The sequence below is a fragment of the Exiguobacterium artemiae 255-15 genome, assembly GCF_000019905.1.
Classification (GTDB): Bacteria; Bacillota; Bacilli; order Exiguobacteriales; family Exiguobacteriaceae; genus Exiguobacterium_A; species Exiguobacterium_A artemiae.
The window spans coordinates 2790237-2809681 of sequence record NC_010556.1 but is presented as its reverse complement, the minus strand read 5'-3'; the positions used below and the strand labels follow the sequence as shown (position 1 = coordinate 2809681).

The 19445-nt window shown below is 47.9% G+C and carries 25 protein-coding genes and 1 riboswitch; of the genes, 18 read left to right on the top strand and 7 right to left on the bottom strand.

The genetic code is table 11. From position 1 onward, the window contains the following. The first annotated feature begins 55 nt into the window (after window positions 1-55). The gene (locus EXIG_RS14405) at window positions 56-1501 is read left to right on the top strand and encodes an alanine/glycine:cation symporter family protein (protein ID WP_012371688.1); all 1446 of its coding nucleotides are present in this window, start codon (window positions 56-58) and stop codon (window positions 1499-1501) included. A gap of 118 nt (window positions 1502-1619) precedes the next feature. Next, complete coding sequence (locus EXIG_RS14400) at window positions 1620-2081, top strand: hypothetical protein (protein WP_012371687.1); 462 nt, start codon at window positions 1620-1622, stop codon at window positions 2079-2081. A gap of 104 nt (window positions 2082-2185) precedes the next feature. Here the strand turns inward: EXIG_RS14400 and EXIG_RS14395 are convergent, their stop codons facing one another. Further along, complete coding sequence (locus tag EXIG_RS14395; protein WP_012371686.1) at window positions 2186-2998, bottom strand: aldo/keto reductase; 813 nt, start codon at window positions 2996-2998, stop codon at window positions 2186-2188. Window positions 2999-3155: 157 nt separating this feature from the next. Here EXIG_RS14395 and EXIG_RS14390 point away from each other — a divergent pair, with 157 nt between their 5' ends. Further along, complete coding sequence (locus EXIG_RS14390) at window positions 3156-3356, top strand: hypothetical protein (RefSeq protein ID WP_012371685.1); 201 nt, start codon at window positions 3156-3158, stop codon at window positions 3354-3356. 41 nt (window positions 3357-3397) lie between these two features. On the opposite strand, the gene EXIG_RS14385 is transcribed toward EXIG_RS14390, so the two are convergent. After that, window positions 3398-4705 carry a Na+/H+ antiporter NhaC family protein gene (locus EXIG_RS14385; RefSeq protein ID WP_012371684.1) on the bottom strand — a complete coding sequence of 436 codons (1308 nt, stop codon included), beginning with the start codon at window positions 4703-4705 and terminating at the stop codon, window positions 3398-3400. Window positions 4706-4783: 78 nt separating this feature from the next. Continuing rightward, window positions 4784-4887: riboswitch (SAM riboswitch) on the bottom strand. Between the two features lie 68 nt (window positions 4888-4955). Continuing rightward, on the bottom strand, window positions 4956-5909 hold the full coding sequence (locus EXIG_RS14380) for a metal ABC transporter solute-binding protein, Zn/Mn family (RefSeq protein ID WP_012371683.1): 954 nt from the start codon (window positions 5907-5909) through the stop codon (window positions 4956-4958). A gap of 177 nt (window positions 5910-6086) precedes the next feature. On the opposite strand from EXIG_RS14380, the gene EXIG_RS14375 reads away from it, so the two are divergent. Together EXIG_RS14375 and EXIG_RS14370 are read left to right on the top strand one after the other, a co-directional pair. Beyond that, window positions 6087-7046 carry an alpha/beta hydrolase gene (locus EXIG_RS14375; protein ID WP_012371682.1) on the top strand — a complete coding sequence of 320 codons (960 nt, stop codon included), beginning with the start codon at window positions 6087-6089 and terminating at the stop codon, window positions 7044-7046. Between the two features lie 51 nt (window positions 7047-7097). Then, window positions 7098-7688: a histidine phosphatase family protein gene (locus tag EXIG_RS14370; protein ID WP_012371681.1), complete on the top strand. Its 591-nt coding sequence runs from the start codon at window positions 7098-7100 to the stop codon at window positions 7686-7688. Here EXIG_RS14370 and EXIG_RS14365 read toward each other — a convergent pair. Further along, the gene (locus EXIG_RS14365) at window positions 7685-8170 is read right to left on the bottom strand and encodes a YwpF family protein (RefSeq protein WP_012371680.1); all 486 of its coding nucleotides are present in this window, start codon (window positions 8168-8170) and stop codon (window positions 7685-7687) included. The two genes, EXIG_RS14370 and EXIG_RS14365, sit on opposite strands and share 4 nt — an antisense overlap. A 142-nt stretch (window positions 8171-8312) precedes the next feature. On the opposite strand from EXIG_RS14365, the gene EXIG_RS14360 reads away from it, so the two are divergent. Next, window positions 8313-8642, top strand: a complete 330-nt coding sequence (locus tag EXIG_RS14360) for a hypothetical protein (protein WP_012371679.1) — start codon at window positions 8313-8315, stop codon at window positions 8640-8642. Window positions 8643-8662: 20 nt separating this feature from the next. On the opposite strand, the gene EXIG_RS14355 is transcribed toward EXIG_RS14360, so the two are convergent. Both EXIG_RS14355 and EXIG_RS14350 read right to left on the bottom strand, forming a co-directional pair. Then, entirely contained in the window at window positions 8663-10114 is a 1452-nt protein-coding gene (locus EXIG_RS14355; protein ID WP_012371678.1) for a nicotinate phosphoribosyltransferase, read from the bottom strand. A gap of 16 nt (window positions 10115-10130) precedes the next feature. Continuing rightward, window positions 10131-10664, bottom strand: a complete 534-nt coding sequence (locus EXIG_RS14350; RefSeq protein WP_012371677.1) for a cysteine hydrolase family protein — start codon at window positions 10662-10664, stop codon at window positions 10131-10133. A 164-nt stretch (window positions 10665-10828) separates the two neighbouring features. Here EXIG_RS14350 and EXIG_RS14345 point away from each other — a divergent pair, with 164 nt between their 5' ends. Genes EXIG_RS14345 through EXIG_RS14335 form a run of 3 tightly spaced genes read left to right on the top strand, consistent with a single transcriptional unit; the run spans window position 10829 to window position 11885 of the window. Then, window positions 10829-11104, top strand: a complete 276-nt coding sequence (locus EXIG_RS14345; protein ID WP_012371676.1) for a 4a-hydroxytetrahydrobiopterin dehydratase — start codon at window positions 10829-10831, stop codon at window positions 11102-11104. Further along, complete coding sequence (locus EXIG_RS14340; RefSeq protein ID WP_012371675.1) at window positions 11094-11588, top strand: hypothetical protein; 495 nt, start codon at window positions 11094-11096, stop codon at window positions 11586-11588. The genes EXIG_RS14345 and EXIG_RS14340 overlap by 11 nt, the downstream gene beginning before the upstream one ends. Before the next feature lie 33 nt (window positions 11589-11621). Next, window positions 11622-11885, top strand: a complete 264-nt coding sequence (locus EXIG_RS14335) for a hypothetical protein (RefSeq protein ID WP_012371674.1) — start codon at window positions 11622-11624, stop codon at window positions 11883-11885. Window positions 11886-11948: 63 nt separating this feature from the next. On the opposite strand, the gene EXIG_RS14330 is transcribed toward EXIG_RS14335, so the two are convergent. Further along, window positions 11949-12695, bottom strand: a complete 747-nt coding sequence (locus EXIG_RS14330; protein WP_012371673.1) for a rhomboid family intramembrane serine protease — start codon at window positions 12693-12695, stop codon at window positions 11949-11951. Window positions 12696-12763: 68 nt separating this feature from the next. Here EXIG_RS14330 and acpS point away from each other — a divergent pair, with 68 nt between their 5' ends. From acpS to EXIG_RS15800, 9 genes are all read left to right on the top strand, one after another. Next, on the top strand, window positions 12764-13150 hold the full coding sequence (gene acpS, locus EXIG_RS14325; RefSeq protein ID WP_012371672.1) for a holo-ACP synthase: 387 nt from the start codon (window positions 12764-12766) through the stop codon (window positions 13148-13150). After that, entirely contained in the window at window positions 13122-14195 is a 1074-nt protein-coding gene (alr, locus tag EXIG_RS14320) for an alanine racemase (RefSeq protein WP_012371671.1), read from the top strand. The genes acpS and alr overlap by 29 nt, the downstream gene beginning before the upstream one ends. 140 nt (window positions 14196-14335) lie before the next feature. Beyond that, on the top strand, window positions 14336-14560 hold the full coding sequence (locus EXIG_RS14315; protein ID WP_012371670.1) for a hypothetical protein: 225 nt from the start codon (window positions 14336-14338) through the stop codon (window positions 14558-14560). A 3-nt stretch (window positions 14561-14563) separates the two neighbouring features. Continuing rightward, the gene (locus EXIG_RS14310) at window positions 14564-14914 is read left to right on the top strand and encodes a type II toxin-antitoxin system PemK/MazF family toxin (protein ID WP_014971520.1); all 351 of its coding nucleotides are present in this window, start codon (window positions 14564-14566) and stop codon (window positions 14912-14914) included. A gap of 189 nt (window positions 14915-15103) precedes the next feature. After that, window positions 15104-15430 carry an STAS domain-containing protein gene (locus EXIG_RS14305; protein ID WP_012371668.1) on the top strand — a complete coding sequence of 109 codons (327 nt, stop codon included), beginning with the start codon at window positions 15104-15106 and terminating at the stop codon, window positions 15428-15430. Then, window positions 15427-15909, top strand: coding sequence for an anti-sigma B factor RsbW (rsbW, locus tag EXIG_RS14300; RefSeq protein ID WP_012371667.1), 483 nt, complete (start codon window positions 15427-15429; stop codon window positions 15907-15909). The genes EXIG_RS14305 and rsbW overlap by 4 nt, the downstream gene beginning before the upstream one ends. Beyond that, on the top strand, window positions 15875-16672 hold the full coding sequence (gene sigB / locus EXIG_RS14295) for an RNA polymerase sigma factor SigB (RefSeq protein WP_012371666.1): 798 nt from the start codon (window positions 15875-15877) through the stop codon (window positions 16670-16672). Before rsbW ends, sigB begins: the two co-directional genes overlap by 35 nt. Window positions 16673-16740: 68 nt before the next feature. Next, window positions 16741-18861, top strand: a complete 2121-nt coding sequence (locus EXIG_RS14290; RefSeq protein ID WP_012371665.1) for a Tex family protein — start codon at window positions 16741-16743, stop codon at window positions 18859-18861. Next, window positions 18858-19298, top strand: a complete 441-nt coding sequence (locus EXIG_RS15800) for a SprT family protein (protein ID WP_012371664.1) — start codon at window positions 18858-18860, stop codon at window positions 19296-19298. The genes EXIG_RS14290 and EXIG_RS15800 overlap by 4 nt, the downstream gene beginning before the upstream one ends. Window positions 19299-19445: the final 147 nt, after the last annotated feature.

Here is a 19445-nt window from a genome sequence, read left to right as displayed (position 1 = left end):
GAACACATGTGAAAAAAGGTTACATAAGCGAACGCTTAACTAAGGGGGAACACCTGTGGAAAAACAACTGATGGATGTTATCGGTAGTATCAACGACTTGTTATGGTCGAGTGTCTTGATTATCTTATTGGTCGGTTTAGGAATTTATTTTACGATTCGCATGGGATTCGTCCAGTTTCGGATGATTCCGGAAATGTTGCGGCTATTGTTCCAAGGAACGGATAAAGGAAAAGACGGTGTTTCGCCTTTCCAAGCTTTTGCCATCAGTACAGCGGCACGTGTCGGGACCGGCAACATCGCCGGCGTCGCGACAGCCATTGCGCTCGGTGGACCGGGTGCAGTCTTCTGGATGTGGTTGATCGCCTTAATCGGTTCAGCTTCGGCATTCGTCGAGAGTACGCTGGCTCAGATTTATAAAGTACGTGATGAAAAAGCATGGCGCGGTGGTCCGGCGTATTATATGGAAAAGGCGCTTGGACAGCGGTGGTTAGGGGTCGTTTTCAGTATTCTGATTACAATCTCGTTCGGATTCGTTTTTAACTCGGTTCAGTCCAATACGATTTCACTGTCGCTTCAAAGCCAGTACGGGGTTGATAAGACGTGGATTACGGTCGGACTTGTTCTGTTGACGGCACTTGTCATCTTCGGCGGTGTCCGGAGTATTGCAACGGTGTCGGCGTTCCTCGTCCCGATCATGGCAGGCGGCTATATTTTGATTGCCCTCTATATCATGGTGACGAATTTAGAAGCGTTGCCGAACGTCTTCGGTCTGATCTTCCAAGAAGGTTTACTTGAGTTCAAAACACTGGCCGGCGGAGCAATCGGAGCCGCGGTCTTAAACGGAATCCGTCGTGGTCTTTTCTCGAATGAAGCCGGTATGGGTTCAGCTCCGAATGCCGCTGCGACGGCAGAAGTATCGCATCCCGTCAAACAGGGATTGATCCAGTCGTTTGCCGTTTTTGTCGACACACTGCTCGTCTGTTCTTCGACAGCGATGATTGTTTTAGTCAGTGGGGTTGCGACGCAGGATGCGAGTGGAGCACCGGTCGCCGGAATCGATTTGGCGCAAGGGGCGCTGGCATCTCAAGTGGGTCCGTTTGCCACAGCATTTATGGCGCTTGCGATTTTCTTGTTTGCCTTCAGTTCGATTGTCGGAAACTACTACTACGGTGAATCGAATATCAGCTTCATCAACGATAATAAGAAAATCATGATTGCGTACAGGATCATCGTCCTCGGTATGATTGTGTTTGGTTCACTCGTTCAAACGGCTGGACTTGTCTGGGCACTTGCCGATATCTTCATGGGCTTGATGGCGATTGTTAACTTATATGCGATTTTCCGCTTATCCAAAATTGCAAAGCTCGCACTGGATGATTATTTAGTGCAACGGAAAAAGGGACAAGATCCCCGTTTCCATAAAAATTCAATTCCGAATCTTCCGGGTCAAGAACTGCTTGAAGCATGGCAGGACGAAGACCAAAAAGAAAAAGCGATTTAATATGAAAAGGATCAGAGTCATCTGGTCCTTTTTTTGTCTGGAGAGATTTTAATAATCGTCATTAAAGCAGTGTGAAAATGGGAATACTAAAAAAAACGACCGGAAAGGAGGGGGAAGGATGGAAAACGTACACTATGTACGTGTCGCGGATGCCGTTTGGGATTCGTTTGGAGATGATCCCCATATCATCATGGACTGGATTTTATTTATCCATGAAACACAACCCGATCATGAACAATTGTTTGCACTCGAAGAAACGACTCCGTTGTATCAGTTGATGAGTCAAATCGATATCTTCATTGATCAAGAGACCCATTATAATCTGGGACGGGCGATTGTCGGAGAGGAACTGATCGTCAATGAAGAGCATGCAGCAATCGTCGGTATCCTTCCCTTACCGTTGCTCATCATTTCTTCGGAGGTCATGCGAAATTTTGATCGCCAAGCACTTGAAGTGATTTATCAGGAAGCCGGCCGACAAGGTGATTTTGATGAGGTCTGGGAACAGTTCGGAAATTTATGCGCTTATTTTCACCAGGCGGAAGAGGCGCAGGATACGATTCTCGTCTATTATGTCTGACGGTCCATCACTCATATAGGAAAAAGGGGAGGTGGATGTGAATATCCGCCTCCCCTTCGTCTATAGAAAAACCATTTTTCTTTAAACCGATTGTGTATGTGTACTTAAAAATCGATTTCGTCCGGATCCGGTCCGAGACGGACATCGGTTGCCAAACGGTCAATTTTCTCGAGATCATCTGCATCGAGTTGGAAGTCAAAGACGTCAAAGTTTTCCGCAATGCGTTCGGGTGTGACCGATTTTGGAAGCGCCACGATGCCGTTGTCTAAATGCCAACGCAAGACGACTTGTGAAGGGGATTTGCCGTGTTTTTCGGCAATTTCCTTGAAGTCATTGATTTCGAGGAATTTTCCTTGCATGAGTGGGCTCCACGCCTCGACTTGAATGCTGTGGTCCTGTAAATATTCATGCAACTCATGTTGCGGAAGTTGCGGATGAAGTTCAACCTGATTGATCATCGGTGTCATTAATCCTTCTTCAGCAAGTGTATCGAGATGATGTTCTTTGAAGTTCGAAACACCGATTGCCTTAATTTTGCCGGCTTCGTAAAGTTCGACCATGGCTTTCCATGCTTCGATATACCCTTCAACCGGCCAGTGGATCAGATAAAGATCAAGGTAGTCGGTTTCGAGGCGTTCAAGTGACTCAGCGAAAGCTTCTTTCGTGCGTCCGGCACGAATGTCATCGTTCCATACTTTAGACGTTAAGAAGAGATCTTCACGGTTCACGCCGCTTTCTTTAATTCCTTTGGCGACACCACGTTCGTTTTTGTAAACGGCAGCCGTATCAATATGACGGTAACCGACACGAAGGGCTTCTGCGACGGCAGCCGGTGCTTCCGTCTCTTCATCGACTTGCCAGACACCAAATCCGATTTGTGGAATCGTGACACCATTTGAAAGTTTTGCGTATTGCATGTGTATACTCCTCCTTCAATGAAACGAGAATATGGAATTGCTCGTTTAGTTTAGCATGAACAAGCAAGAACGTCTGTTTCAACGCTCAAGGGAGGAAAAAGACGGTTAGAAAGCGAAATGAGGAGGGTAAAACTATAAAGGAAACGAGGTGTATTTTATGAAACGATCTGTTAAAAACGTACCAAAAGGTGTGTGGGCCGGCCTTGCAGCCTTATTAGGGACACAAGCGGCATGCTTGTTCCTCGGTGCCCGGAAGACAGGGCGGAATCCATGGGTCTGGGGAGGCGCAGGACTGATTCAGTTTCCGCTTCCAGCGATTGCTTACTTCATTCTCAACCGCCAAGACCGGAAAAAATAAGACAAACACAAGACCCGTCGCTGTTGCGACGGGTCTGTTTGTTATGAAACATTTTTTTGACGTGCGTCCGATGTTTTCCGACGCGGGAAGCCGAAAAGAATCGCAAGAGATCCGCAAACGAACAGCAGGAACGGATAAAACAGATAAGGAATCAGTTCCGGAGAGGCCGTTTTCGTCAATTCCGCGGCAATCAGCAACTGGGCGCCGTAGGGAATGATACCTTGGATGCCGCAAGAGAAGATGTCAAGAATACTGGCTGACTTTTTTCGGTCGATGTCATACGTATCGGCGATTTCTGCTGCCAGTGGACCGGCGACAAGAATCGAAATCGTATTGTTCGCTGTTGCGAGGTTCGTCGCACTGACGAGTGCTGCCATGCTGAATTCCGCGCCGCGACGTTGAGAGATTTTTTGCGTCAGCGTTTCTTTCAGGTAAGCAATCCCACCGTTAAAGGTGATCAGACTGACGAGACCACCCATCAGTAATGTCAAAATCGAGATTTCCGCCATTCCCATCAGGCCGTCAGACATGGATAGGACAAAACCGCTTAAGCCGAAGCTGCCGTCAATCATCCCGATGATACCTGTTAAAACGGTTCCACCAATCAAAACAAGAATGACGTTGACGCCAAACAAGGCGAGGATGATGACGGACAGATACGGAATCAGTTTATAAAACTCAAACGCCTTCGCTTCGACGACATTTCCTGTGCTTGAGACAAAAGCCAGGATGATGATAGTCAGAATAGCTGCCGGCAAAACAATCAGGAAATTGGTTCGGAATTTATCACGCATGTTGGTTTTTTGTGTCCGGACGGCTGCAATCGTCGTATCGGAAATGAACGATAAGTTGTCGCCGAACATTGCGCCACCAACGACAGCGGCGGCCGCAATCGCAACATTGACACCGGTTGCTTCATGGATTCCAAGGGCAATCGGAGCGAGTGCCGCAATCGTACCGGTGGAAGTCCCCATCGCCATCGAGATGAAGGCGGCGATGATGAACAGTCCGCTCATCAGGAGGGACGGAGGTAAAAATGTTAATGACGCATTGACGGTTGCTTCGATCGCGCCGATTGCATCGGCCGTTCCGGAAAAGGCACCGGCAAGCAAGAAGATAAAGACCATAATCATGATGTCCGGATTTCCTGCACCTGCTGCAATCCGTTCCACGGTCTGATTAATACCGCCTTTTGTTGTGACCGCCGCAAAAATCAAGGCAATCAAAGCCGCAATCAGAATCGGAAACTTGTAAAAGTCATCGTAAAAAATACCGGCACCGATAAAAAGAACTAAAAAGACAAGTAACGGTAGAAGTGCCCATTTATTCGGTGTAATCGTTTCGTTCATCAAACCACTCCTTTTCTACAAGTACAAAAAAAGACTCCTTCGCAAGAAAGAAGGAGGTCTTTACTGAAAAAGACGCTCTTCTTATCTCTCAAGCCGCAGCTTGCTGGATTTGGCACAGTACGATTTAATCGTCCGCTGCCGAAACATCATCGGGCCAGTCCCTCCGTCTCTCGCGATAAAAAGAAGTCATTTAATTGTCTGAAATACGTTTTCTACCGTAACGCATCTTTTACTGCACGTCAACACTACTTCACTGAAGTGCTTGTTTGAGAGTCGCGACATTTTCATTCATCAACTCAAAATACGATGCCTTCTGCTGTGCTTTCGTGACGGACTCGAGGTTGTGGATCGTAATGGCCTCCGCTCCGATTTCCTGTTGAATGACACGGGCAACTTTCGGTGAAACCGTCTCTTCGAAAGCGATATACTTCAAGTCGTGAAGTTGGGCTTCCTTGACGATCGCCGCCAGTTGTTTTTGCGAAGGCTCGTCCGACGGAGAGATACCGGCAATCGGCAATTGCGAGAATCCGTAGCGTTCTGCTAAATATCCGTAAGCGGCATGGGTGACGAGCAATTCTTTTTTGGATCCTTCATCAACAGCCTGTTGCAAGTTTTGATCAAGCTTATCGGCCTTGCTATTAAAAGCGGTGAGATTTTTCTCAAACGTTGCTTTTTTAGCAGGTACTTCTTTAGCGAGTGCCGTCGTAATTGATTGAGCCATCACTTTGGCATTGTTCGGATCGAGCCAGACATGCGGATCAAATTTGCCGTGATCATGTTCTTCTGCCGCATGTTCGTCGGTGTGTCCTTCATGTTCATGAAGCGTGGCATTCGCTTCGAGCAGATCGATGCCTTTACTCGTCTCGACGAAACGAACATCGTTGCCTTTAAGACTGGCTTTGATTTTTTTGGAGTACGGTTCAAGCATCGTACCCGTTAAAAGGAACAGATCACCTTGTGCGATTTCAGTCAGTTGTTTAGACGTCGGTTCGTATGAATGCGGATCGGCCCCCGGAGGTACGATCATCTGGACGTCGATGTCCGTGCCGCCAATTTCCCTGGCGATTGCTGCAGTGGCGAACGTTGATGTATAGACACGGAGATTTTGGTCGGCCGCATCCTGAGTGGATTCGGAAGAACCGCAGGCAGCAAGAAAAGCAGCTCCTGCAAAGGCGACCGTGAAAGCTGAAAGTAATTTTTTCATATGAATAAACCCTCCAAAAAAATATTAAAACGTAATTATTCCGATTTGAACCTTTTCACTATAACGAATCCGAAACCAAGCGTCAAGTACCAGTCAGGGAAGACGTTCGACTTCTAAATAAATCGGGTAAAAGACTAATAAGATTAGAAATCGAGAGGAAATTTCGGAGGTGATGAGGTGAAACGGGAAACCGCTTGGCTGATGGGAGGGGCAGCGATTTTAACGACGGCTGCGGCCGGAGCAAGCATTTGGAACAACTACGGTGCGTTATTACGATGGACAGAACCGGCTCTTCCGCTGTCAGAAGTCCAACTCGCGCCGCGGACGGTTGTGTATAAAACCGTTCACACCCAAGAATTGAAGCTGGATTTATACTATCCTCCAGGGGACGGTCCTTTCCCGGTCGCGATTTATGCGCATGGGGGAGCCTTCGTCAGGGGAAACCGGGATGATGTCTTTTGTTTTACACCAATCATGGAACGTTTCCTCGAGCTCGGTATCGCCGTTTGCAGCATCGATTACCGCTTATTCGAAGACGGCAGCTATTTTCCGGATAATCTGGAGGACGTACGGGACGCACTCTGTTTCTTGAATCAAGAGGCGGATGATTTACAAATCATGCGCGGACGGATGGTGCTGTGGGGAGATTCAGCCGGAGCCGCCTTGATGCTGACGACGGCACTCGCTCCGACGGAATTTGTCGGCGAACAAAAAATGGAACGCCTGCCGTTGATCAGCGGTGTCATTGCCTTGTATCCTCCAACGAATTTCCTGCTGTTCAAGTTCATTCAAACCTGGATTGCCCATATCAAGTTTTACGGGGGTGGCAGGGAAGAATGGCGGGAACTTATGACACGGGTCTCGCCGGTGACGCACTTACGAGCGGACTCGCCGCCGATCATGCTGCTGCACGGGAAAAAAGATCCGATTGTCCCGTTTACGCAAGCATTGCATTTCGTGGAAAAAGGAGCGGATGTTGGAGCGGATGTCCGACTGTTTTCCTTCCCGAACGGCACACATTCACTGGCGAGTTTTGCCCAAACGGAAAACCCGCTCAAAATCGAGCGGTTGCTGGAACGGATTGAAGCGTTCAGCTGTCAAGTCCTGGCGTTGCCGCCCCGGGAGACCCTTCATTAAAAAAGAAAACATGATACAATCAGTCATATTTCTTTTGAAGGAGACAGTGAAATGACAGAAATTTGTTTAGTGCGTCATGGTCAGACGGATTGGAATTTAAACGAACGGATTCAAGGACGGGAGGATATTCCGCTGAATGAAACCGGACGGTGGCAGGCTGAAATGAGTGCTGCGTATCTGGCGGAAGAACAATGGGACGTCTTGATTTCGAGCCCCTTATCGCGGGCAGTCGAGACGGCAGAAATCATCGGACGTTCCGTCGGACTGGATGTGACGGAGACGGATGACCGGTTGGTCGAACGGGAATTCGGTTTGGCATCAGGTCAGCCTGTCGCCGGAATTTATGAGGCGGTCCAAGCGAACGATAATGTTCGTGTACCGGGACTTGAAACCGAACAGGAAATTCAACAGCGGGTATTTTCGGCCATTGAAGAACTGACAGAAAAATATCGGGGACAACGCCTGTTGATCGTCTGTCATTCGCATACGATCAAAGCGGCGTTATCCTCGATTGATGAAAGCTTCAGTTACCGGACACCGCTTAAAAATGCATGTGCCAACTATATTCGTTTCTCCGACCGGTACGAAATCGACCGGATCAATGTCGCGGATCATATCGTAGATCAAACGAAACGTCCTTAAGAAACAGACGGGTTTTCGTGCAGATACTGTTTAAACGTTTCTTTCGCGATACTCGTAATATGTGCGCCGCGTTTCGAACGGCGGTCTTTGTACTCTTGAATCAGCGCTTCGCCGGTAAAGTGATCCTCAACGACTTCGCGTAAGATGGATTCTGACAAGTCATTTTTCATCATGACCATCTTTCCTTTGAACAGATAGGACACACCTTCGCTCAATCGCGTCGATTCAAGCGGTGTCACAATCATCGCAGCAGGATCGTTATCGGGGCGGGAAATCGTGATTTCAATCAGGGCCCGCAGATTTTTAGTAAATAACTCGTCGATGATCGGTTGATCGTTTTCAAGGACGACAATTTCAGCGACCCACTGTGCCGTCTGATCCGTACTGACAGTCAGTCCGTCTTTGATCGTGAGGGGAATCGTCGTATCCCGACCAGATTCATCCATGAGAATACGTAAGGTGCACAATTTAAAGGTTTTCAAGAAAACGCCTCCTTGTTGAATGGACAACAGATTTTCTTCAGTATACCGTGACCGGGCAAACGGTGGGAAAGTTTTAGCGAGGATTTTTTAGTGAACTATGTTTAAATGGAAGTAGAAATTAGAAACAGGAGGACCGTTCATTATGCCGCAAGCATTGATAGGAGTATTAGGAATCATTGGCATCATCTTACTTGCCCATAACGTCATCTCGTATTGGCATGCTGAACCAGCCGATCGTCCGACACTTGCTTATCGTATAGCGCTCCTGATTGCCTGTTTGCTTCTCATCAGTGGAAGCGACCACTTAATCAGTATTTTTTATGCGGATTCCTTGGCAGAGTTCGGTCAGCGGATTACGTATATCGTCTTTATCGGAGGTGCGCTTGGTTTCGCTTGGTACTTTCGTCAACAAATGGAACAAGCGGCAATCCAAATAACAGCTGCACCAAATGAAACAGCCCACTTCAGCTGAAGTGGGCTGTTTTTGTCTGTTTATTTAAGACCGCTCGCAGTCCGTGTATCACGAATCATATCAAGCTTCAGTTTCCAGAGACGGTCGCTGAATGTGATTGCGTAGACTTCCGGCAGACGGAGACGTTTGTATTCCTCCCAGAGACGACCGATCTGCTGCTCATGGAAATGACGGCTTTCTTCAATGGTCGGAACGGTATATACGAGCTCACCCTCAACGAAAATCGGCGTCAGCAACCGTTCGACGTTAAAGTTCTCGATGCGGTTTCGGAAGGACGGATCGCGGACGTCGATTAAATCGATTGCCTCAAGATCAGTCGGATCCTCATCGAGTAACGTCACGTAATCCCCTTTGAACTTATTCGTCACGCGGTCGACAATCCGGTACACTTCTTTGATATGCGGTGTCGTCGTCTTCGCTTTTGAGGAAGAGACTTTAATGACCGGAATGAGTTCGCCGTCGACTTCACGTGCGACCAGCTTGTAGACCATACCGAGTGCCGGCTGTTCGTATGCCGTGATCCCGCGTGTTCCGACGAGGAAGGTATTCGCCTGTGCCCCTTGAATCCGTAAATCTTGAATGACGTACTCATCGAGATCACCGGATAAGACGATGTCGACATCCGGGAAACCGGCTTCGTCGAGCATTGTCCGCGCCCGTTTCGATAAGTACGATAAATCACCGGAATCAATCCGGATACCGCGCAATTTATGTCCTTTTGCTTCAAGTTCCTTCGCAACGGTAATGGCATTCGGGAGTCCGCTTTTTAATGTGTCATACGTATCGACGAGCAATGTCGCTTGATCAGGATAATACGCGGCAAATGTCCGGAACGCCGTTAATTCGTCATCATGGAATTGAATATCGGCATGTTCCATCGTTCCGCCGCACGGAATACCGAAGTCACGTCCGGCTGAAGCAAGGCTCGTCACATCAAATCCAGCCAAGTACGACGCACGGGTTCCGAAGTAGGCGGCATCGATGCCTTGGGCACGACGCGCACCGGCTTCGAGGAATTTTGCTCCCGGTGCCGATTGACGGATCCGTGCATATTTCGTAGCAATCAAGGACTCATGGTTGGCGATATTCAAAATCGCGGTCTGCAGTAATTTGGCTTCGAAAATCCGGGCTTCGATCCGCACGAGCGGTTCGTTCGGGAAAACGATTTCGCCTTCTTTGACACTTGAGATGGAACCGGAAAATTTAAAGTTTCGCAATTCATCTTTGAACTCGTCCGGGAAATCAATCATTTTTTGGAGATACGTGATGTCTTCTTCCGTAAAACGAAGGGTCTGGACGTATTCGATGATATTTTCAAGTCCGGCGAATACGACATAGCCGCCTTCGAACGGGTTTGAACGGTAATAGACATCAAAGACAGCCCGTTCATTGTGCCGTCCTTCTTTCCAATAAATATACATCCACCGCGGCAGATAAAGGTCAGTATGAAGTGCAAGATTACGTTGTAACATGAAGACAGATCCCTTCTTATTCGCCGACGACATCTGCGCCGATCGATTGTTTGAAATGTGTAAGTGCCCAGTCGTGTCCGGCCGCATTGAAACTTGCGACGGCGTCGGCATGGACGACGATTTTATATCCCAGATTGTAGGCATCGACTGCTGTATGCAGAACACAGATGTCCGTGCATACGCCGACGAGATGGACTTCCTGAATCGAACGTTCGCGTAACCGTAAATCAAGATCCGTCCCGGCAAAAGCACTGTAACGTGTTTTATCGATGACATGATCTGCGACACGTGCCATTTCGGCTACTTGTCCAAAAAGATCCCGGCCGTGCGTGCCCCGGATGTTGTGGGGTGGGAAGAGGACGGTTTCCGGATGGAACGTGTCTCCTTCTTCATGGATATCGTTTGCGATGACGACGTAATCCTCAGATGAGAACTCATCCATCAGTGAAGCGATGCGTCCTTCAATGGTCTGTCCTGGTTTTCCGCACGTCAACTTTCCTTCATCGGCTACAAAATCAACCGTATAGTCAATCACGATTAGCGCACGCATGAGCGTCTGCCCCTTTCTTTTTTGAGAGATAGTGTTCTCCTTCACATTGTACTCTATCTGTGCCGGAAGACAAAAGGAAGAAATCCATCCGCTGGAGGTATAAGAAACCGGAAAAGTAGGGTATAAGGTATAGGACGAAAATAATGGTGGAGGAGGAAAATGGCATGAAAAGGTTGAATGAGTACGAAGTGGAAGAACGTCTAGAAGGATTGGCAGAATGGCGTGTCGTCGATGACGAAATCGTCCGTGTCTATACACTGGATTCATTCCCGGCAGCACTTGATTTTGTACAGGAGGTTGGTTCGATAGCGGAACATCTCAACCATCATCCGAGAATCATCATTGACCATAAGAACGTTACGCTTGCTGCGACGACCCACGATTCAGGCGGTCTGACTAGCAAAGACTTCGAACTCGCGGAGGCCTGTGATGCCATCTAAACTTTCCATAACATTCGGTAGCGGCAGTTTTGTTGATCAAATTCGATCTCGTGATCCTCAGATCCGGGCGGCAAGTGGAAGCGGGGAAGCTCTTTTATTTATCGAAACAGAAGGGAAGTCACCGTTCCAAAGCGGCAACACGTATACGTTGCTCGAAACACGGGGTAATTTTGATGAACAAGGCAGTCTATTTTATTGGTCGATTCCGGCAGATCAGAACAGCGGTGATCTATTTGTTCATCATGTCATGTCGGATCCGAAAGTACTGGGAGCCGAATACGACAGTTTCCAGGCCGTCCGGATTGCCCGTGTCGAGCGGGGGACGGATCTGGTCCTGTTAATTCAGTTCAACAATGACGGGGATGCTTCGCGTTATGCGAAATCAGTTGAACGACTGACCGTCGACCAGTATGCTGAAGAGGCAGGGAAGTCGTTTTCGCCTTCCCCGGTCATGAAACGGTATCAGCTTTTGCAACCGCTGTAATCAACAGTTAAATTAGTCTAGGGGGAAAAACAGATGAAAAAGAATTACTTTTTAGCAGCAACGCTTGGTGGAGCGCTTGTAGGTGCCACTTTATCAATGCTTCATAAAGATACACGTCAATCGCAACTGGCTGCGTTCAAACGCACATTTGGCGGAGCAGGGACACAAATTTCAGCCGTCAAACAGGATCCGAAAGGCCGTTTTGAAGAACTTCGTGCCTTATATACAGATAACCAGGAAACGATCCATAACTTGATCGATGATATTAAAGATCTTGCGGAATCATTACGTAAATAAGCCATCATAAAAAGGAGCCCGTCTGAATTTTTAAGTTCAGCGGGCTCCTTTTTGGATTGTGTTTCAAATGAACCGGGCCAGCAGGCCAAACATGGCGAAGGCGACGATGACATAAAAGATGATCCGTCCGAGTTGTCCGGAACCGCTCGTATGAATGATGCGACCACCTGATGCAGGACGTCTTCCGGTATTGAACGGACGTGTAAACGGCACTGTTCCTTTTCCGAAGATGAAGCCGGCAAGGAACCCGAGCACGAAACCGTATAAGTGACCAAAGACAGAGACATTCGAACCGAGTAAGGTGAAGATGGCTGTGATGGCACTGAAGATATACACGAGACGCGCGTCATCAGCTGAAATGACAGTCCGTTTAAAACGACCGAGATAGACGTAAAAACCAAGCAGTCCTAAAATTGCGCCCGAAGCCCCGGCTTGACCGTAAAACGGTTCATTGATTTTCGTAAAATACGTCAAGACGTTGGCGAGCGTTCCGACTAAAAGATAGAAGGAAGCAAACTTCGCGTGACCGATCATCCGCTCCAAGGCAGGTGCGAAAATGATTAGGGCAAACGTGTTGAAGGCGATATGCCAAAAATCATAATGCAGGAATGTCGCGGTTACGACACGCCACCATTCCCCGTTCCCGATGAACAAGTTGATGGCTGCCCCGTAATTGAGCGGCGAAAAGCCAAAGTTGAAAAAGGCGTTTAACTGTTCGATGACAAACAGGGCAACTTGGATTAAAATGAACAACGAAACGACCGGATAAGAACGTGTGAACGTTTGTAAGTTTTCCGTTCGACTAAACATGACAACACCTCGCTTCATCTTCATTCTATATGAAGATGGCGAAGAATAGAACTGTGGAGGCGTCAGGAATGATTTTCGGAATAGGACTCGATCTCGTAGAACTGGAACAAATCCGACAGACGCTCGAGCGTCAGCCGCGAATCGTTAAACGGGTGTTAACGGCAGAAGAACAGAATCGTTTTTACACCTTGTCTGATAAGCGGCAACTTGAGTATCTCGCAGGAAGGTTCGCGGCAAAGGAAGCGTTTGTCAAAGCATTCGGGACCGGCATCGGTGCCGACGTATCCTGGCTTGATCTCGAAGTGTTGAACGAAGCATCGGGACGACCGGTCATGACCGGTCCGTTTGAAGGGACGATTCACCTTTCCATTACCCATTCCGACCATTATGCGGCTGCACAAGTCTTATTAGAAAAGAGGAGTTCAGATGTATCGACCAACTTGGATAGAAATTGACCGCGAAGCCATCGCGCACAATGTACGGGAAATCAAGGCCCGAATCGGTCATCAAACGATGATGGCCGTCGTGAAGGCGGACGGATACGGACATGGTGCCGTGACGGTCGCGGAAATCGCGTTGGCGAACGGGGCGGATTTACTGGCTGTCGCCCTGCTTGAAGAAGCAATCGAATTACGGGAAGCCGGGATTCAGGCACCGATTTTAATGCTCGAAACGCTTTTGCCGGAACATGCACCGATCGCCTCGAACTATGACGTCGCCGTGCCGGTGTTTTCAGCCGACTGGTTGCGGGAAGCAAAACAGCATTTAACGGATGTCGATCATTTACGACTCCACATCAAGGTTGACAGCGGGATGGGCCGTCTTGGACTGCAGACACCGGAAGAGTTGGATGCCGTCTTACAAGAGTTGGATTCGGATGTCATGGAACTCGAAGGAATCTATACGCATTTTGCGACAGCCGACGAATTAAACAGCCGGTTGTTTGACGAGCAACAGACCGTTTTCCTGCATTTCGTCGAACGCGTGCCGGATATTCGATACATCCATGCGGCCAACTCAGCGGGCGCCATCCGTTTGATCGGTCAGGATCCTTTTAATGTCGTCCGGATCGGGATTGCCTTATACGGGGCGATGCCGTCAGACGAAATGATTCCATATTACGAATTCTTACGACCGGCGTTCACGCTGAAAAGTCGTCTGATGCAGGTCAAGCAGGTTGAACCCGGTCAAACGATCAGTTACGGTGCGACCTACACGGCGCCGACAGATGAGTGGATTGGAACGGTGCCGATCGGATACGCGGACGGCTGGTCCCGCAAGTTCCAGGGGTATTCATTACTTGTCGACGGTTATCCGTGCGAAATCGTCGGTCGGGTCTGTATGGACCGGTTGATGATCCGCTTGCCGCGCAATTACCCGGTTGGAACAGAAGTCACGTTGATTGGACAAGGTGTCCCGATTGATGAAGCAGCGCACTGGCTGGGGACGATCAACTATGAGGTATTGTGTCAGTTCTCGAAACGGGTCCCGCGCATCTAGTTTTTTAAAAGACATCAATATGATGGTAAAAAAATGTTATTTGTTTGAATTTTGATTGTATTTTCTGAATTTGACTGATATATTGAAGTAGAAAGTGAGTCGTTCGTTAAGGTTTCAGTGAATCTGGAGGTGCCATTATCTTGGTCCAACAACGGGAAAAGCAATTTGTTGAGCGAAATGTAGCGAAGGAGACGATTGGGATGAAGTCGAACCATACGACCGAAGAACGCAAGCGTCAGCTACGTGAGGAATTGAAACGTGGTTACGAAGAAATGGCAGCGATCAATTTATCCATCGTTGGCGAAATGTTCCAGATTGAAACGGAGGCGGAGTTCTCGCTCCTACGTCAAGTAAGCGGGGTGTAAGCTTTGATAGTCAAACGTGGCGACGTGTTTTATGCAAATTTGTCACCTGTGGTCGGATCGGAACAAGGAGGCGTTCGTCCTGTCCTTGTCCTACAAAATGATATTGGTAACCGATTCAGCCCAACTGTAATCGTGGCTGCGATCACGGCACAGATCGACAAAGCCAAACTACCGACCCATGTGGAAGTATATCGAGAGCGACACGGATTAGAACGTGATTCGGTCATCCTACTTGAGCAGGTCCGTACAATCGATAAACGCCGTCTGACGGATAAAGTCACGCATCTAGATCCGGACACGATGATGAAAGTAAATAGTGCCGTCGCGATCAGCTTAGGGTTGATTGATTTTTAGGCACTTACATAGATCAGAGAGAAGAGTCGATACATCTGTATGCGACTTTTTTTGAACACTTTTTTAAAAAGTGGTTTAAGAATTAGCAAATCCGGGAATTATTTCAGAGTGAACTTTTTTTATTATGAGATAATAGAGATAGAGATAGAAAAAACACATAGCAGATTTTCCTTGAGGAGGAACTTGAAGATGGATTTAACAATTAAAACAGAACAATTAGATGGTCAGACGCATCTCTATATCGCAGGAGAGATTGATACGTATACAGCACCAAAACTTCGCCAGGAACTTGTACCGGCAGTCGAAACAAATGACGTTGTCGTGCACCTGGATGAAATTCACTATATGGATTCAACAGGCCTTGGTGTATTTGTCGGGGCGCTTAAAGCATCAAAGAAAAACGGCACATCATTTACACTTGTCGGCGTTTCTGAACGCATCCGCCGTTTGTTTGAAATCACAGGTCTTTCAAGCATCATTACAATCGATAGTGGTGTACGAGGTGGGACACAATGAAGAACGAACAACTTGAAATGACACTTCCGGCAAAACCGGAATATGTTGCAATTGCTCGATTGACAGTTTCGGGTGTCGCGAATCGGATGGGTTACACGTACGACGATATCGAAGACATCAAAATTGCGGTCTCTGAAGCATGTGCGAATGCAGTTCAACATGCATATGAAGGAGAACAGGACGGATCAATGGCTTTAACGTGTAACGTCTATCCGGACGATCGTCTTGAAATCATTGTCAAAGACAATGGTGTGACTTTCGATAAAGACAGCGTGAAGCGTCAAAGTGAACCAATTACGGAATCTCATGATTTAGACTCTCTGCACGAGGGGGGACTAGGGATCTTAATGATCGAAGCACTCATGGATCAAGTCACGATCGAGAAAGCAAACGGCGTCACTGTCCATATGACAAAATATATGAATAGAGATGAGGTGGGTCAAAGTGCCAGCAAAGTCTCAACAACGCCATCACAGTGATGATGAAGTCCTTCGTCTAATTGACCTGTATCAACAAGATGATCAAGATGAAGAAGTTCATGCTGCTTTACTTGCTCGGTATTCCGACCTCGTTGAGGCGCTTGCCCGTAAGTTCTCACGTGGCCGTCCGATTCATGATGACCTCGTTCAAGTCGGGATGATTGGTTTGCTTGCCGCTCTTCGTCGTTTTGATAAAGAATTTGGCCGGAGTTTTGAATCCTTTGCCGTTCCGACCATCATCGGTGAAATCAAACGTTTCATCCGTGATAAGACATGGAGCGTTCACGTCCCGCGTCGAATCAAGGAACTCGGACCGAAAATCAAGAAAGCCGTCGAAGAACTGACGACAGAACTGCAACGTTCACCGCGTATCGATGAAATTGCCGCTCGGTTGGAAGTATCGGAAGAGGAAGTTCTTGAAACCCTTGAGATGGGTAAAAGTTATCAGGCTTTATCTGTTGATAGTTCAATTGAAGCCGATCAGGAAGGCAGTACGGTCACACTACTGGATCTCGTTGGTAACCAGGAAAACGGATATGATTCAGTGGATCAAAAGCTGATTCTTGAAAAAGCATTTGCTGTTTTGACTGACCGCGAACGTTCGATTTTAGAATGTGCGTACTACCGGAACATGAGTCAAAAGGAAACAGGAGAACTTCTTGGTATTTCGCAAATGCATGTGTCGCGTCTTCAGCGCCGTGCGTTGCAAAAATTACGAGAAGCAATCAAAGTAGAACCGAACGAAGTATTTTCAAAAGACTGATGCGGAAGCATCGGTCTTTTTTTTGTGTCCTGTTGATTCTTCGGTATAATGAAACAGAGGTGAGGAAAATGGAGAAGAGAATCGCAACAGAATTGAACATCAGACCGGCGCAAGTCAAGGCTGTCTTACAATTGACGGAAGACGGGGGAACGATTCCGTTCATCGCGAGATACCGTAAAGAGCAAACCGGCGAACTCGATGAGGTCGAGATCAAAGCGATCCTCGACCGCCATAAAAGCATCACACAACTGGAATCAAAACGAGAAGATGTTTTGCGGAAAATCGAAGAACAAGCTGTCTTGACGCCTGACTTGAAACAAAGCTTGAATGAAGCAACGACGTTACAGCAAATCGAAGACCTGTACTTACCGTTTCGTCCTAAACGGAGAACAAAAGCCGAGATTGCCCGAGAAGCAGGATTGACACCATTCGCCAACTTTTTGCGGTCACCGAAATCATACGATGAACAACAATTTCATCAGTATGTCGCGGCACATGGCGAAGGAGAAGCCGTAGCCGGAGCACAAGCCATCATTGCCGAAGAGTGGGGCGAACAGGCGAGTGTCCGCGAACATATTCGAAAGACGGCTTACCGGTTTGCGGATATCGTCACGAAACTAAAAAAAGACGCAGTCGATGAAAAACGTGTCTTTGCCCAGTATTACGAGTACAGTGAACGGATCCGTCAAATCGTGCCACACCGGATTTTGGCGATCAATCGTGCTGAGGCGTTAAAAATCGTTTCCGTCAAAATCGTTCTGGAAGAGCAACACGTTTTACCGAACTTGTTACGGCCGTTTAACCGATTGCCGGAGCAAAAACGCAAGTTGGTCGAGGAAGCTGTTCAAACGGGATATAAAAAATCGGTTTTCCCGGCAATTGAACGGGAACTTCGGAACGAGTTGACCGACAAAGCGGAAAATCAGGCGATTGAAGTGTTCGGAAAAAACTTGCGGCAACTCTACATGCAACCGCCGATAAAAGGGAAAGTCATGCTGGGTCTTGATCCTGCCTACCGGACGGGATGTAAGTGGGCCGTGATTGATCCGACGGGGGAAATGAAGGAAGTCGGCGTCGTGTATCTGACGATGTCGGAACAAAAAGCGCAAGAAGCACGTCAAGTCTTAACGAAACTGGTAAAACGGTACGGAATTGAATTGATTGCGATTGGAAACGGGACGGCTTCCCGTGAGACGGAATCCTTTGTCGCAGACTGGATCAAAGAGCATGATCAAATTGCCTTTACGATTGTGGATGAGGCAGGAGCAAGTATCTATTCGGCGTCGGAAATTGCCCGCACTGAGTTTCCGGACTTACAAGTCGAGCAACGGTCCGCCATCTCAATCGCCCGGCGTCTGCAGGATCCGTTGGCGGAACTTGTCAAAGTGGATCCGCAATCCGTTGGGGTCGGACAGTACCAACATGATGTCACACAGGCGAAGTTAAAAGAGACGCTCGATTTCGTCGTCGAGACGGTTGTAAACCAGGTCGGTGTCGACGTCAACACAGCTTCGGAATCATTACTCGGTTACGTCGCCGGGATTACGAAAGCAACGGCTAAAAAGATTGTGGAACGTCGCTCGGAACTCGGGGCCTTTGAATCCCGGAAAGAATTGTTGAAAGTTCCGCGTTTAGGAGCAAAAGCATATGAACAGGCGGCCGGTTTCTTACGCATTCCGGAAGGCAGTCATCCGCTTGACCGGACACCGATTCACCCGGAACAATATAAAACCGTGGAATCCTTGTTTAAGCAACTGGATTTGCCGTTGCAGAGCGTTGGAACGGACAGTTTACGGACTCGACTCGGAGAGTTATCCGTACCGGACACTGCTCGATTGCTCGAAGTCGGTGAACCGACACTACGGGATATCATTGAAGCATTACAACGCCCGGAACGTGATCCGCGGGAAGCACTCGATAAGCCGTTGCTGCGCCAGGATGTGTTATCCCTTGATATGATCCAAGTCGGGATGGAATTCCAGGGGACGGTCCGAAATGTGCTCGATTTCGGTGCCTTCGTGGATATCGGTGTGAAAGAAAGCGGTCTTGTTCATATTTCAAAACTCAGTAAAAAACGGGTCAAACATCCGCTTGATGTCATTGCCGTCGGCGATATCGTGACCGTCTGGGTGACGAGTGTCGAGCCGGAGCGCGGACGGATCGGTCTGACGATGGTCAGTCCGTCATGACGAACGAAGAGTTGCAGCAATACGTCGAGCAACTCTCGCTCGACGTGTTTGCTTTACCGTTTAGACATGTTGCACTCTTTAACGAACGCTTACGGACGACAGGGGGCCGTTATTTTCTGACCGATCATCATCTGGATTTCAATCGGAGTCATTTGGGAGACCTTAATACCTTCCGTGGAATCGTCATTCATGAACTGTGCCACTATCATTTACATCTGCGTGGAATGGGGCACCGGCATCAAGATCAGGATTTTAAAGAGTGGTTGCAACGATACGGGGGGCTGCGTTACAGTCCGCGTCTAGAAGAAGCAGAAAAAAAGAATCACTTTTACGAGTGTGAGAAATGTGGGACATTATATAGAAGGAAAAGAAAGATGAATCCGGAGCGGTACCGTTGCGGAAGATGTCGTGGAAAGATTTTTTACAAAAGTAGTTGACGTTCATTTCGGAGCATGATAAATTATAGAAGTCGTCAAAACGACAGCAACTAAACAACTTCTCGTCACTAAAAACTTTTTTAAAAAAGCATTGACGAAGAGAAATAAAGTTGCTAATATAGAAAAGTGTTCTGAAACGAACGTCAC